Origin of the sequence: Variovorax terrae, from assembly GCF_022809125.1 — a bacterium.
Lineage (GTDB): Bacteria > Pseudomonadota > Gammaproteobacteria > Burkholderiales > Burkholderiaceae_C > Variovorax_A > Variovorax_A terrae.
The window spans coordinates 145,035-157,344 of record NZ_JALGBI010000003.1; the positions used below are offsets into that span (position 1 = coordinate 145,035).

Sequence of the window (12,310 nt, forward strand, 5' to 3'; positions counted from 1 at the left end):
GGCCCACAATGCCAGCCATGATCCAGCTCGCCGACATCAACCAGGCCGCCGCCCGCCTGCAGGGACAGGTGCTCAACACGCCCTGCGTGGAATCCCGCACGCTATCGCAGATCGTGGGCGCGCAGGTGTTCCTGAAATTCGAGAACCTGCAGTTCACCGCCTCGTTCAAGGAGCGCGGCGCCTGCAACAAGCTGGCCCAGCTCAGCGATGCCGAGAAGCAGCGCGGCGTGGTGGCCATGAGCGCGGGCAACCACGCGCAGGGCGTGGCCTACCACGCGCAGCGCCTGGGCCTGCGCGCCGTGATCGTGATGCCGCGCTTCACCCCCGGCGTGAAGATCGAGCGCACGCGCGGCTTCGGCGCCGAGGTGGTGCTGCACGGCGACACGCTGGACGAGGCGCGCAGCCACGCCCTGCAGCTCGCCCAGGCGCAGCAGCTCACCTTCGTGCACCCCTATGACGACGAGGCCATCGTCGCGGGCCAGGGCACGGTGGGGCTGGAGATGCTGCAGGCCGTGCCGGACCTCGACACGCTGGTGATCGCGGTGGGCGGCGGCGGCCTGATCGCGGGCATCGCCACCGCGGCCAAGTCGCTGAACCCGCGCATCGAGGTCATCGGCGTGCAGACCGCGCGCTTTCCGGCCATGGTCAACGCCATCAAGGGCACGCACCATCCGCAAGGCGGCAGCACCATCGCCGAGGGCATCGCGGTGGGCACGCCGGGCCAGGTCACGCAGGCCATCATCGCGCAGCGCGTGGACGACCTGGTGCTGGTGGACGAGGGCGACATCGAGCAGGCCATCGTGATGCTGCTGGAAATCGAGAAGACGCTGGTGGAAGGCGCCGGCGCCGCCGGCCTGGCCGCGCTGCTCAAGGACCCGGCGCGCTTTCACGGCCGCAAGATCGGCCTGGTGCTGTGCGGCGGCAACATCGACCCGCTGCTGCTGGCCGCCATCATCGAGCGCGGCATGGTGCGCGCCGGGCGGCTGGCGCGCATCCGCGTGAGCACGCGCGACGTGCCGGGGTCGCTCGCGCGCATCACGGCCACCGTGGCCGATGCCGGCGCCAACATCGACGAGGTGCATCACCAGCGCGCCTTCACCACGCTGGCGGCGCAGAATGTGGAGATCGAGCTGGTGCTGCAGACGCGCGGCCGCGCCCACATCGCGCTGGTGCTCGAGGCCCTGCATGCGGCAGGTTTTCCGGCAGAGGAACAGAAATGAACACCGACAAGCTTCAAGCGGCACTGTCCGAATACTTTGCGCCCTGGGTCCAGGCGCTCGCGCTGCGGGTCGAGCCGCTGGGCGCCGACGGCGTGACGCTACGGCTGCCGCAGAGCGACCAGCTGTCGCGCGTGGGCGGCATGCTGTGCGGCCAGGCCATGATGGCGGCTGCCGACACGGCCATGGTGCTGGCGTTGATCCGCCACTTCGGCGAGTTCCGCCCCTGCACCACGGTGCAGCTCAGCAGCAGCTTCCTCAAGCCGCTGTCGAACCAGGACGCGCTGGTCGAGGCCCGCGTCCTGCGCGCCGGCAAGACGCTGGCCTTCGGCGAGATCGACATCCGCGGCGCGGCCGACGGCAAGAGCGTGAGCCGCGCCAGCACCACCTACGCGCTGCTGTAGCCCGCCGCCCGGCCCTGGCCTCGCGGCAGCCGGGGCGTGCGGGTAAAATTGGGGAAGACCCCAGTTACGCAAGATTCCCAAGGAAACGCCATGTCCGCTCCCGACACCTCCCACAAGCCGGCCGAACAAGACCCGATCGAGTCCATCATGCCGTCCATCCCGCTGGTGCTGCCCATCGTCGGCGGCGTGCTGATGTTCCTGCTGGCCTTCATCGCCGTCAGCATGGCCTGAGCGGCCTGAAGTCCCCGTCGCGCGGGGATTTCTTGCTCATCAATTCATAGCATTTCGGCCGCGCCGCCCTGGCGCGCCAGCCGTTCGCGTTGCCCGCGGCGGCCCCGCCCTCCGGCGCCCTGCCGCCGGACAGCCTTCCCGGCCCCTCCATCCCCGTTCCCGACGGCCTCCCGCCGATCCCGCGCCATGGGCGCGCCGGCGCCCGAGACGGCTTTGCGCCCGCCCCTTGTGCCCGGTTCGGGCACACCATATTTTCATGCATAAACCTATGCATGTTTTGCATGGAATTGACAGGTAACTGGCAACAGGGCTTCATAAAATTGACATCCCAGCCGACCCGCGGGCCGTGAAACCTGCTTCACATCCCCTTGCTGCCCCAGCGGCAGCCCCGAGAGCCGACTGAGCAGCCCAGCCGTTTTTTTCAAGGCCGCTCTCAGCGATTTGCGCCCGAGCTTCTTTCGAAAAGACGATTTTCAACTTAGGAGCTTTACCGATGAACTCTCCCGTGATGCAGGGCCTGAATCTCAACGCCCCCGCCTACGTGAAGAACGCGAAACTGATCGCCTGGGTGGCCGACATGGCCGCGCTGTGCAAGCCCGAGGCCATCGAGTGGTGCGACGGCAGCGAAGAGGAATACAACCGCCTGTGCCAGCAGCTGGTCGACGCCGGCACCTTCAAGAAGCTCAACGAAGCCAAGCGCCCCAACAGCTACCTCGCCTGCTCCGACCCGAGCGACGTGGCGCGCGTGGAAGACCGCACCTACATCTGCTCCGCGAAGAAGGAAGACGCCGGCCCGACCAACAACTGGATGGCCCCGGCCGAGATGCGCGCCACGCTGCAGCCGCTGTTCGATGGCTGCATGGCCGGCCGCACGATGTACGTGGTGCCGTTCTCCATGGGGCCGCTGGGCTCGCCGATCGCGCACATCGGCATCGAGCTGTCCGACAGCCCCTACGTGGCCGTCAACATGCGCATCATGACGCGCATGGGCAAGGCGGTGTACGACGTGCTGGGCGTGGACGGCGAGTTCGTGCCCTGCGTGCACACCGTGGGCGCGCCGCTGGCGGCCGGCCAGGCCGACGTGAAGTGGCCCTGCAACAAGACCAAGTACATCGTGCACTACCCCGAGACGCGCGAGATCTGGAGCTACGGCTCGGGCTACGGCGGCAACGCGCTGCTGGGCAAGAAGTGCTTCGCGCTGCGCATCGCCTCGAACATGGGCCGCGACGAAGGCTGGCTGGCCGAGCACATGCTGATCCTCGGTGTGACCAACCCCAAGGGCCAGAAGTACCACGTGGCCGCCGCCTTCCCCAGTGCCTGCGGCAAGACCAACTTCGCGATGCTGATCCCGCCCGCGGGCTTCGACGGCTGGAAGGTCACCACCATCGGCGACGACATCGCCTGGATCAAGCCCCAGGCCGACGGCACGCTGCGCGCCATCAACCCCGAAGCCGGCTACTTCGGCGTGGCCCCCGGCACCAACCAGCTGACCAACCCGAACTGCATGGCCAGCCTGGACAAGAACGTGATCTTCACCAACGTGGCGCTGACCGATGACGGCGACGTCTGGTGGGAAGGCATGGGCGAGGCCCCGGCGCACGCGATCGACTGGCAGGGCAAGGACTGGACGCCGCAGATCGCCAAGGAAACCGGCGCCAAGGCCGCCCACCCGAACGCGCGCTTCACCGTGGCCGCCCTCAACAACCCGGCGCTCGACGAAGCCTGGGACGACCCCAAGGGCGTGGCGATCGACGCCTTCATCTTCGGCGGCCGCCGCTCGACCACCGTGCCGCTGGTCACCGAGGCGCGCAACTGGGTCGAAGGCGTCTACATGGCCGCCACCATGGGCAGCGAGACCACCGCCGCGGCCGCCGGCCAGCAGGGCGTGGTGCGGCGCGATCCGTTCGCCATGCTGCCCTTCACCGGCTACAACATGAGCGACTACTTCCAGCACTGGCTGAGCCTGGGCAACCAGCTCGCCCAGGCCGGCGCGAAGCTGCCCAGGATCTACACCACCAACTGGTTCCGCAAGGGCGAGGACGGCAAGTTCGTCTGGCCCGGCTACGGCGAGAACATGCGCGTGCTCAAGTGGATGATCGACCGCATCGAAGGCACGGCCCAGGGCCATGAGCATGTCTTCGGCGTGAGCCCCGCCTACGAAGAACTCAACTGGACCGGCCTGAACTTCACGGCCGAGCAGTTCAAGACCGTGACCAGCATCGACAAGGCGGCCTGGACCGCCGAGCTGAAGCTGCACGAAGAGCTGTTCCAGCAACTCGCTTACCACCTGCCGAAAGAACTCGAAGAGACAAAGGCCCGGATCGAACAACGTCTGGCCGCCTGACCCCAAAAGGTGCTGCGGGCCCGACCGGCCCGCACCCACCCAGCCGCCCCGGCCACAAACCGGGGCGGTTTTTTTATGGGGCGCCTGTTCTCCCCCATTTGCAGGATGCGCCCGGCCGCGGCCTCGGCGCCTAATCGCGGGATCGCCGCCCGGCGCACGCCCGGCTTCCCTGGTCCCTGCCCTTCCGGAGAACATGCATGAACTGCGACGACCTCATCGACACCATCCTGGCCCTGGGCCGCATCTCGGTCCTGGTGCTGGGCATGCTGGCCGGCACCTTCGTCATCTACCTGGGCTGGAAGCTCTACCGCGATGCGGTCATCTCGAAAACCAGCGGCGAGTTCTCCTACAAATCGGTCCGGGTCGCGCTGACGGCCACCGGGCCCGGCGTCTTCCTGGCCCTGTTCGGCGCCTACCTGCTGCACACCATCGTGAACCAGCAGGTGGACCTGTCGCAAAGCAGCGGCGGCGCCACGCTGGCGCCCGGCAAAGCCCCGACCCACCAGCAGCCGCTGGCCGGCCATGCGGCCGGCGCGGCCCTGATCCGGGTGCAGGCGACTGCACCCGCGCCCGCGGCCGCCGCGCCGAAGCCGGCGCCCGACTGCACCATCCAGGTCAAGACGCGGCGCCTGTATGCCGGCCAGCCGCCCCTGAGCCAGGGCGACATCCGGGCCGCCCTGACCCTGGCCCTGGCCTCGCTGGAGCAGCAGAAGCGGCAGCTCACCGATGACGGGCAGGTGGCGTCGATGCGCAGCACCATCGCGATCATGGAACAGCTGAGGGCCGGAGTGCTCGAGTGAGCCTCACGCCGGCCCGGCTTCGGCGGGCCGCCGCGGGGCTTGGCCTGCTGCTGTGGGCGGCCCTGGCCGCGGGCCAACCCTGGCAGACCTATGTGAAGACCGTGGCCCCGGCGCTGCAGGACCAGGCCTCGGCCTTCGCGGCCGTGAAGCGCACGCTGACGGAACTGCCGGCGGCCGACGCGGAGCGCTTCCAGCAGCGCTTTCTCGCCTTCGCGCTGCGCGACTCGGACGACACGCTGCACTGCAACCTGCCGTTCGACCTGGGCGGCGCCGAGTCCGTGCCGGGCCGCACCGGGGCCCTGCTGTTCCTGTGCCGGCAAAGCCTGATCGCCGCCGGGCAAGCCATCACCACCGCCTTTCTCATCGCCATGGCGGCGGAGCAGGACCAAGACCGGCTGGCCCGCGCCCTGACGGACGCCCTGCTCAGCGGCGCCCAGATGACGGTGTCGCTGTTCGAGGGCTGGAAGGACGGCAACGCGTCCGGCTTCACCTGCACGCCGGCCTACCGGGCGTACGTGCACCTCAACGGCCTGGCCGCGAAGGACTGCTGGGGCCTGCAACCGCGCACGGTGAAGGACTTCATGTGGCCGCGCATCCGCTCGCTGGCGCGCCAGATGAACATCGCCCCCGAGCAGCTGGCCGACAACACGCTGTACTTCGCGCTGGCCGAGGAGACGGGCAAGGAGGTGGCCAGCCTGCTGTTCGACTTCGTGGTGCTGCACGAGGCGGCCCACATCATGCATGGCGACGTCTGGAACGCGGCCCTGCCGGCCCAGGCGGCGCAGCAGGAACTCGCCGCCGACATGGCGGCGTTTCGCGTGCTGGCCCACCGGGATGCGGCCGAGAGCGCCCTGTCGGCCAGCCTGCTGAGCGTCTTCTCGATGCTGCACCTGAGCGCCGTCTCCAGCGTCTGGGCCGCGAACGCCAGCTTCAGCCCCGAGATGCAACAGCGCATCGAGACGCGCCAGCAGGCGCTGGCCTGCACGCTGCGCTCGGCGCTGCGGCAGCCCGCCCTGCCCGACTGGGAGCAGGCCCTGCTGCGCCAGCTCGCGGCGGGGCTGGACCGTGCGCAGGGTGCGGTGGCCTGCCCCTGACACGGGTAGAGGCCGCTGCGCTTCGCCCTAACCGGTTTTTCAAACAAAAAAGCCGCGGAGGTCCACGGCTTTCGGTCATTGCTTGCTACTGAATCGATAGCGGATCAGTAGTAGCCCCGCACATCGCGCTCGGCTTCGCGGGTCATGCCGCGGCTGATGTCGGCCATCACGCGGGCGTCCGCATGCGCCAGCGCCAGCATCTGTTCATCGGCGACGGCCTGCTTGCGGCGGGCGATCCAGGCCTGGTAGCGGCGAACCACGCCCTGCTTCAGGGCTTCGAGCAAATGCTCGGCACGGGCCACGCCGGGGTGTTGCGCGGGGTAGGTGACATGGACAAAGGAACTCATGGTCTTTCTCCTTCTGGTTGAACGGGGACGACTCGAGACTCAGGCGTAGTAGGCGGCCTGGCTGGGGCGGCCGTCGGGCGTGGCGGCACGCAGCAGGCGGGCACCCAGGGCTTCGCTCACCGAAGCCTGCAGGCGGCTGGCCACCGCGGCTTCCTCGATCTCGGCCTCGGCTTCGCTGCGCAGCCGGGCGGCCTGCAGGTCGGCCATCACGCGCGGGTCGTTGCGGGCGATGGCCCACAGGCGCTTGTCGGCACGCTGCTGCGCCACGCGGTGCGACCAGGCGTCGAGCGAGGTCACGAGGCGCCGGGCGATCAGGCGCGCGGTGCCGGCGAACAGCGCCAGCGCGGCAAAGCCCACGGCCCACAGCAGGACCCAGGCCGCCAGCAGGTGGCCGTCGGTCCAGGTGTCGACCAGGCGGCTGGCCACCACCAGCAGGGCCGACACGATGGCTGCCAGCAGCATGGCGGCGAGGCCCTTGGCGCTGTCGAAGCGTTGCCCCATCTGCCGAACCGTGCCGACAGCGGATTCCATCCGGGCGACGCCGGGGTGTTGCAGCGGATAGTGGGTATGGACGAAGCTGGTCATGATTTCTTTCCTCAAAGCCCCGGGACGAATGAATCCAGGGGATGGAGCAATATTAGGGTTAATACTAGTGTTATTCAAGTTTATATTTGTGATTACATATATTCACCAAAATGATTAATCAGCTCAACTTCCGTACCCTGGACCTGAATCTGCTGCGCGTTTTCGACGAGGTGATGTCCGAGCGCAGCCTGACGCGCGCCGCGCGCAACCTGTCGCTGACCCAGCCGGCCGTGAGCAATGCGCTGCGCCGGCTGCGCGAGACGCTGGGCGACGAGCTGGTGCGCCGCAGCGGCCAGGGCGTGGAGCCGACGCCGCGCGCGCTGGCGCTGTGGCCCGCGGTGCGCGATTCGCTGCGCCAGCTCCAGGAGACGCTGGCGCCCAGCGCCTTCGTGCCGGAGGAGGCCAGCACCACCTTCGTGCTCGCGATGGCCGACGCCACGGCCAACGAGCTGGTGCCGCGCCTGGGCGAGATCCTCGAGCGCGAGGCGCCCGGCGTCTCGGTGCGGGTGATTCCGCTGACCACGCGCGACCCGCGCCGGCTGCTGGAGCAGGAGGCGGCCGACCTCGCGATCGGCTACTTCCCCGCCGTGCTGGCCGACCTGACCTCGCGCGCCCAGACCGGCGAGGTGGTGGCCTTCGCGCACCAGCGGCTCTATGACGGCCAGTACGTGTGCGCGATGCGGCGCGGCCATCCGCTGGCGCAGGAGCCGCTCACGCTCGAGCGCTACTGCGCGGCGCGCCACCTGCTGGTGAGCTTCTCGGGCCGGCCCTATGGCTTCATCGACGAAGCGCTGGCCTCGCTCGGGCGCGAACGGCGCATCGTGTTCACGGTCAACCAGTTCTTCACGGCCGGCCGCGTGGTGGCGGCGTCCGACCTGCTGACGGTGCTGCCGCGCCACTTCGTGCGCGTGACCGGCGTGGCCGACGAACTGGTGCTGCACGAGCTGCCGTTCGACGTGCCGGTGGTGCACGTGGATGCGCTGTGGCACAGCCGCATGCAGCAGCGCAGCGCCCACCAGTGGCTGCGCCAGACCATCGCGCGCTCGGGCGGCAAGGCGTTTTCGGGGCCCAACCCGGCCTGAGTCCAGGCACTGTCTCACTGCAATGCTACGGTTTCAATAGCAGTTCAGCGAAGCGCCGGGCTCAGCGCACCACGCTCAGGTAGGCGCGGGCCGCCAGCCGCAGTTCCTCGGCCTGGTAGGGGCTGAGGCCGGCGCGCGCTTCGGCGCGCTCCATCAGGTTGCGGGCGACGCCATCGGCCGCCGTGACGGGCCGGGTCGTGGGAATCAAACGGGTGACCTGGGTCAACAAGTTAAACATGAGAGGCTCACCGCTTGGCGGTGAAGAGTTGCGATGAATCAAGAGTAAGGGTTTTCCCTAGGATTTCAAACCCTTGCGCATGCCTTTCCTGCATGAGGCGCTCGGCAGCCGGGCATAAGACGCTGATTTCCAGGCGATTTAGACTGCTGACTCCATGAAGATCCAACTGCTGTCCGACCTGCACCTCGAAACCCAGCCCGACTTCACCTTCCGGCCCGCGCCGGGCGCCGACCTGCTGGTGCTGGCCGGCGACATCGGCTCGTACCAGCGGGGCTCGCGCCTCGCCGACGAGGATTTCGGGCTCGCGCGCTTCTCGCCGCGCCACGGCTGGCCCGTGCCGGTGCTCTACGTGCCGGGCAACCACGAGTACGACGGGCTGGATTTCGACCTCACCCATGCGCGGCTGCGCGCCACCTGCGAGCGGCTGGGCATGGTCTGGCTGGAGCGCGAGTCGCTCGTGCTCGAGGGCGTGCGCTTCATCGGCACCACGCTGTGGAGCGACTTCGACGCGCTGGGCCAGGGCCCCGAGGGCCAGAGCAGCTCCCTGGCGCACAGCCTCAAGATGCGCGAGAAGGCGTTTCGCGCCGCCAACTTCTACCTGCAGAAAGCGCACTCCCTGCGCCATGGCCAGCCCCTGCTGGCCGAGCAGGTGCGCGAGCAGGCCCTGCTGTGCCAGGCCTGGCTGCGCGAGGCGCTGGCCGTGCCGTTCGACGGCCCCACGGTGGTGGTGACGCATTTCGCGCCCAGCCTGGACAGCGCCGACCCGCGCTACGGCCTCAGCCCCGGCACCGCGGGCTTCTGCAACGCGCTGGATGCCCTGCTGCCGCAGGCGCAGCTCTGGCTGCACGGCCACCTGCACTGCCCGAGCCACTACGTGAAGCACGGCTGCCGCGTCGTGGCCAACCCGCTCGGCTATGCCCAGAAAGGCGAGCAGGACGCCTTCCGGCCCGATTTTCTGATCGAAATCGCCCCAAGGTCCTCGCGCAATGGTCTTGAGCAGCTATCAAAACAATAGCAACCTAAGGATCAAGCCCCCACCCGGCAACGGCCTCAGCCCCGCGGCGGCCGCAGCGCCACGGCCTCGATCTCGACGCGCACCGGCGCGATCAGCCCCGCGACCACGGTCGAGCGCGCAGGCGCCGCGCCGGGCGCGAAGCGTTCGCCGTAGGCGGCATTGAAGGCCGGGTAGTCGGCGGCGTCGACCAGCCAGACGGTGGTCTTCACCACGTCGGACAGGCGGCAGCCGGCGCGCGCCAGGATGGCCTCGATCTGGTCGATGGCCGCATGGGTCTGCCCCGCGATGTCGGGCGCGGCGGGCCGGCCCTCGCGCATCGGCACCTGGCCCGACACGAACACCAGCGGGCCGTCGGCCTGCACCGCCGGCGAGATCGGCTGCACCTGGCCGCCCCGCACCACGGGCGGCCCGATCCGGGTGATGCCGTTCATCGCCGCACCTCAGCGGGCGCTGCGTGCCCCATGCCAGGGCCACCGCGGAACCGGCTTTGCCGGGCCGCCGGTGGCGCCCCCTCGAGGGGGAAGTGCCGCAGGCGCTTCGGGGGTGGGCTCATCTCAATCAGCCTTGGCCCCCGAAGCCTTGACGATGCGCGACCACTTCTGCACCTCGCCCTGGACGAAGGTCCGGAACTCGGCCGCGCTGCTGCCGCCCAGGGCGAAGCCGCGCGAGCCGAAGTACTCCTGGATGTCCGGGCTGGCCAGCGCCTTGTTCACCTCGCGGTTGATCTGCTCCACGATCGCCGGCGGCGTGCCGGCCGGCGCGAACAGCCCCTGCCAGGACAGCGCCTCGAAGCCCGGGTAGCCGCTCTCCGCCACGGTCGGCACGCTGGGCAGCATGCGGTGGCGCTGCCGCGAGGTGACGGCCAGCGGCACCAGCTTGCCCGCCTCGATCTGGGGCCAGACCACCAGGAAGTCGCCCCACATGGTGTTGATCTGCCCGCCCATCAGGTCCTGCAGCGCGCCGGCGCTGCCGCGGTAGGGAATGTGCAGCATCGACACCTTGGCCGCGAGCTTGAACATCTCGCCCGTCAGGTGCATCGAGGTCCCGTTGCCCGGCGAGCCGAAGCTCACCGAGCCCGGCCGCGCTCGGGCCGCGGCCACCACGTCCTGCAGGCTGGCGGCCTGGAAGCCCGGGCCGCGCACCAGCACCAGCGGCGACGACACCACGAGCGACACCGGCGCGAAGTCCTTCTCCACGTGGTAGGGCAGCTTGGGGTAGAGCGCGCCGCTGATCGCGTTGGTGCCGGTCACGCCCAGCAGCAGCGTGTAGCCGTCGGGCGCGGACTTGGCCACGACGTCGGCGCCCAGCGTGCCGCCGGCGCCGGCGCGGTTGTCCACGATCACCGGCTGGCCCCAGGCCACGGCCAGCTTCTCGCCGATGCGCCGCGCCAGCAGGTCGGTGCTGCCGCCGGGCGGGAACGGCACCACGATGTGCACCGGCCGGCCCGGCCAGCTCTGCGCGCGCGCCGCGCCGCCGGGGCCGAGCAATGCGGCCGCGGCCAGGGCGCTGCCGCTGCCCAGCAGCAGCCGGCGGCGGCTGGTCGTTGCGATGGGGGATGTCGTCATCGGATCACTCCTTGCTTGGCTTCCATGGAAAAAGGCGTCGCGGTCTGCAGCGCCCGGCTCAGAAACGGTCGGGCCGGAACGGCGCCAGATCCACCTGCGCCGGCCGGCCGGCCGCCAGGTGCGCGATCTCGCGGCCGGTGCTCGCGCCCATGCACATGCCCATGTGGCCGTGGCCGAAGGCGAGCCAGGCATTGTCGGCGCCGCGCGCGGCGCCGATCACCGGCAGGCTGTCGGGCAGGCAGGGCCGGTGGCCCATCCAGCGCGTGACCTCGGAGGTGTCGAGCCGCGGAAAGAGCGTGCGCCCCTGCGCCAGCAGCGCATCGGCGCGCGCGTAGTCGGGCGCGGCGCGCAGCCCCGCGAACTCCACCGTGCCGGCCAGCCGCAGGCCCATGGCCATGGGGTTGACCATCAGGTTGTGCTCCACCGCCATCACGGTGTGGCGCAGCTGCAGGTTGGCGCTGCGCACCGTGACGTGGTAGCCGCGCTGCGTCTCCAGCGGCACGCGCGCGCCCAGCGCGGCGGCCAGCGGGCGCGACCAGGCGCCGGCCGCCACCACCACGCCGTCCACCGGCAGGGCCTCGCCGCCCTCGATCTGCACGGCGCTCACGCGCCGGCCCTGGAACTCGAAGCCGCTGGCGCGCCGGCGCAGGCTTTGCGCGCCGTCGGCCAGGCACTGCGCATGCAGCGCCTTGACCAGCGCCGAGGGGTCGAGCGTGGCGCCGTTCTCGGGCGCCAGGATACCGAAGCGAAAGCGCCCCTTGAGCTCGGGCTCCAGGCTCTCCAGCTCGTCGCGCTCGACGTCGAGCAGGCGCACGCCCAGCGAGCGCCGCAGGTCCATGCCCCACTGCCATTGCGCCGCCACCGCGCGCGACGAATACACGTAGAGGCAGCCGCTGCGCTGCACCAGCGCCTGCGCGCCGGCGCGCGCCAGCAGCGGCTCGTAGCACTCGAAGATCGGCGCCAGCAGGCTGCGCAGCGCGCCCGCGATGCGCGTGACCTCTTCGCGCGAGGAATGCCGCAGCATGCGCAGCAGCCAGGGCAGCACCAGCGGCGCATGCTGCCAGCGCACGGTCAGCGGGCCCAGCGGGTCGAGCAGCCAGCGCGGCACGCGCTTCCACATGCCGGGCATGCCCACCGGCAGGCAGGCGCTGGGCGAGAGCGAGCCGGCGTTGCCGAAGGAGCAGGCCTCGCCGGCCTCCAGCGGGTCGATGAATGTGACCTGGTGGCCGTCGCGCTGCAGCCAGGCGGCGCTGCAGACACCCACGACCCCGGTTCCGATGACGGCGATGTGCATGATGGGCCGATTGTGGAAAGCGCCCGGCCATCAGGCAAACCAATTTTTTTGATTCAGGCATCAGGTTTGCTCATAATCGGCCATCGACCGGCTC

At 69.9% G+C, this 12,310-nt stretch carries 14 protein-coding genes; 8 read left to right on the plus strand and 6 right to left on the minus strand.

From position 1 onward, the window contains the following. Nucleotides 1-17 precede the first annotated feature (17 nt). The 6 genes from MMF98_RS20050 (at nucleotide 18) to MMF98_RS20075 (ending at nucleotide 6,090) form a co-directional block, all read left to right on the plus strand. On the plus strand, nucleotides 18-1,220 hold the full coding sequence (locus MMF98_RS20050; protein ID WP_243308998.1) for a threonine ammonia-lyase: 1,203 nt from the start codon (nucleotides 18-20) through the stop codon (nucleotides 1,218-1,220). Further along, nucleotides 1,217-1,621, plus strand: a complete 405-nt coding sequence (locus MMF98_RS20055) for a PaaI family thioesterase (RefSeq protein ID WP_243308999.1) — start codon at nucleotides 1,217-1,219, stop codon at nucleotides 1,619-1,621. The genes MMF98_RS20050 and MMF98_RS20055 overlap by 4 nt, the downstream gene beginning before the upstream one ends. 90 nt (nucleotides 1,622-1,711) lie before the next feature. After that, nucleotides 1,712-1,852, plus strand: a complete 141-nt coding sequence (locus tag MMF98_RS20060; RefSeq protein ID WP_243309001.1) for a hypothetical protein — start codon at nucleotides 1,712-1,714, stop codon at nucleotides 1,850-1,852. 493 nt (nucleotides 1,853-2,345) lie between these two features. Next, on the plus strand, nucleotides 2,346-4,196 hold the full coding sequence (locus tag MMF98_RS20065) for a phosphoenolpyruvate carboxykinase (GTP) (RefSeq protein WP_243309004.1): 1,851 nt from the start codon (nucleotides 2,346-2,348) through the stop codon (nucleotides 4,194-4,196). A 197-nt stretch (nucleotides 4,197-4,393) separates the two neighbouring features. Continuing rightward, nucleotides 4,394-4,996, plus strand: coding sequence for a hypothetical protein (locus MMF98_RS20070; RefSeq protein ID WP_243309007.1), 603 nt, complete (start codon nucleotides 4,394-4,396; stop codon nucleotides 4,994-4,996). Continuing rightward, the gene (locus MMF98_RS20075) at nucleotides 4,993-6,090 is read left to right on the plus strand and encodes a hypothetical protein (protein WP_243309009.1); all 1,098 of its coding nucleotides are present in this window, start codon (nucleotides 4,993-4,995) and stop codon (nucleotides 6,088-6,090) included. The genes MMF98_RS20070 and MMF98_RS20075 overlap by 4 nt, the downstream gene beginning before the upstream one ends. Nucleotides 6,091-6,194: 104 nt before the next feature. On the opposite strand, the gene MMF98_RS20080 is transcribed toward MMF98_RS20075, so the two are convergent. Both MMF98_RS20080 and MMF98_RS20085 read right to left on the minus strand, forming a co-directional pair. After that, nucleotides 6,195-6,437 (minus strand): hypothetical protein, encoded by a 243-nt coding sequence (locus MMF98_RS20080; protein ID WP_243309011.1) that lies wholly within the window; start codon nucleotides 6,435-6,437, stop codon nucleotides 6,195-6,197. 39 nt (nucleotides 6,438-6,476) lie between these two features. Continuing rightward, nucleotides 6,477-7,022 (minus strand): hypothetical protein, encoded by a 546-nt coding sequence (locus MMF98_RS20085; protein ID WP_243309013.1) that lies wholly within the window; start codon nucleotides 7,020-7,022, stop codon nucleotides 6,477-6,479. A gap of 110 nt (nucleotides 7,023-7,132) precedes the next feature. Between MMF98_RS20085 and MMF98_RS20090 the strand changes: the two genes are divergently transcribed. After that, the gene (locus MMF98_RS20090) at nucleotides 7,133-8,104 is read left to right on the plus strand and encodes a LysR family transcriptional regulator (RefSeq protein WP_243309015.1); all 972 of its coding nucleotides are present in this window, start codon (nucleotides 7,133-7,135) and stop codon (nucleotides 8,102-8,104) included. 61 nt (nucleotides 8,105-8,165) lie between these two features. Here the strand turns inward: MMF98_RS20090 and MMF98_RS20095 are convergent, their stop codons facing one another. Further along, a complete protein-coding gene (locus MMF98_RS20095) occupies nucleotides 8,166-8,342 on the minus strand; it encodes a hypothetical protein (RefSeq protein WP_243309017.1) in 177 nt (58 codons plus the stop codon). A 154-nt stretch (nucleotides 8,343-8,496) separates the two neighbouring features. On the opposite strand from MMF98_RS20095, the gene MMF98_RS20100 reads away from it, so the two are divergent. Next, on the plus strand, nucleotides 8,497-9,357 hold the full coding sequence (locus tag MMF98_RS20100) for a metallophosphoesterase (RefSeq protein WP_243309018.1): 861 nt from the start codon (nucleotides 8,497-8,499) through the stop codon (nucleotides 9,355-9,357). A gap of 35 nt (nucleotides 9,358-9,392) precedes the next feature. Here MMF98_RS20100 and MMF98_RS20105 read toward each other — a convergent pair whose 3' ends face one another. From MMF98_RS20105 to MMF98_RS20115, 3 genes are all read right to left on the minus strand, one after another. Further along, nucleotides 9,393-9,788, minus strand: coding sequence for a RidA family protein (locus MMF98_RS20105; RefSeq protein ID WP_243309019.1), 396 nt, complete (start codon nucleotides 9,786-9,788; stop codon nucleotides 9,393-9,395). 123 nt (nucleotides 9,789-9,911) lie between these two features. After that, nucleotides 9,912-10,922 carry a tripartite tricarboxylate transporter substrate binding protein gene (locus MMF98_RS20110; protein WP_243309020.1) on the minus strand — a complete coding sequence of 337 codons (1,011 nt, stop codon included), beginning with the start codon at nucleotides 10,920-10,922 and terminating at the stop codon, nucleotides 9,912-9,914. 58 nt (nucleotides 10,923-10,980) lie between these two features. Beyond that, nucleotides 10,981-12,216, minus strand: a complete 1,236-nt coding sequence (locus MMF98_RS20115; protein ID WP_243309021.1) for an NAD(P)/FAD-dependent oxidoreductase — start codon at nucleotides 12,214-12,216, stop codon at nucleotides 10,981-10,983. Between the last annotated feature and the right edge of the window lie 94 nt (nucleotides 12,217-12,310).

What these genes read in the sequence shown, in the direction of transcription:
- MMF98_RS20085 (WP_243309013.1), bottom strand. Translation starts at nt 7,022, where the DNA reads ATGACCAGCTTCGTCCATACCCACTATCCGCTGCAACACCCCGGCGTC.
- MMF98_RS20090 (WP_243309015.1), top strand. Translation starts at nt 7,133, where the DNA reads ATGATTAATCAGCTCAACTTCCGTACCCTGGACCTGAATCTGCTGCGC.
- MMF98_RS20050 (WP_243308998.1), top strand. Translation starts at nt 18, where the DNA reads ATGATCCAGCTCGCCGACATCAACCAGGCCGCCGCCCGCCTGCAGGGA.
- MMF98_RS20055 (WP_243308999.1), top strand. Translation starts at nt 1,217, where the DNA reads ATGAACACCGACAAGCTTCAAGCGGCACTGTCCGAATACTTTGCGCCC.
- MMF98_RS20070 (WP_243309007.1), top strand. Translation starts at nt 4,394, where the DNA reads ATGAACTGCGACGACCTCATCGACACCATCCTGGCCCTGGGCCGCATC.
- MMF98_RS20100 (WP_243309018.1), top strand. Translation starts at nt 8,497, where the DNA reads ATGAAGATCCAACTGCTGTCCGACCTGCACCTCGAAACCCAGCCCGAC.
- MMF98_RS20115 (WP_243309021.1), bottom strand. Translation starts at nt 12,216, where the DNA reads ATGCACATCGCCGTCATCGGAACCGGGGTCGTGGGTGTCTGCAGCGCC.
- MMF98_RS20080 (WP_243309011.1), bottom strand. Translation starts at nt 6,437, where the DNA reads ATGAGTTCCTTTGTCCATGTCACCTACCCCGCGCAACACCCCGGCGTG.
- MMF98_RS20105 (WP_243309019.1), bottom strand. Translation starts at nt 9,788, where the DNA reads ATGAACGGCATCACCCGGATCGGGCCGCCCGTGGTGCGGGGCGGCCAG.
- MMF98_RS20060 (WP_243309001.1), top strand. Translation starts at nt 1,712, where the DNA reads ATGTCCGCTCCCGACACCTCCCACAAGCCGGCCGAACAAGACCCGATC.
- MMF98_RS20095 (WP_243309017.1), bottom strand. Translation starts at nt 8,342, where the DNA reads ATGTTTAACTTGTTGACCCAGGTCACCCGTTTGATTCCCACGACCCGG.
- MMF98_RS20110 (WP_243309020.1), bottom strand. Translation starts at nt 10,922, where the DNA reads ATGACGACATCCCCCATCGCAACGACCAGCCGCCGCCGGCTGCTGCTG.
- MMF98_RS20065 (WP_243309004.1), top strand. Translation starts at nt 2,346, where the DNA reads ATGAACTCTCCCGTGATGCAGGGCCTGAATCTCAACGCCCCCGCCTAC.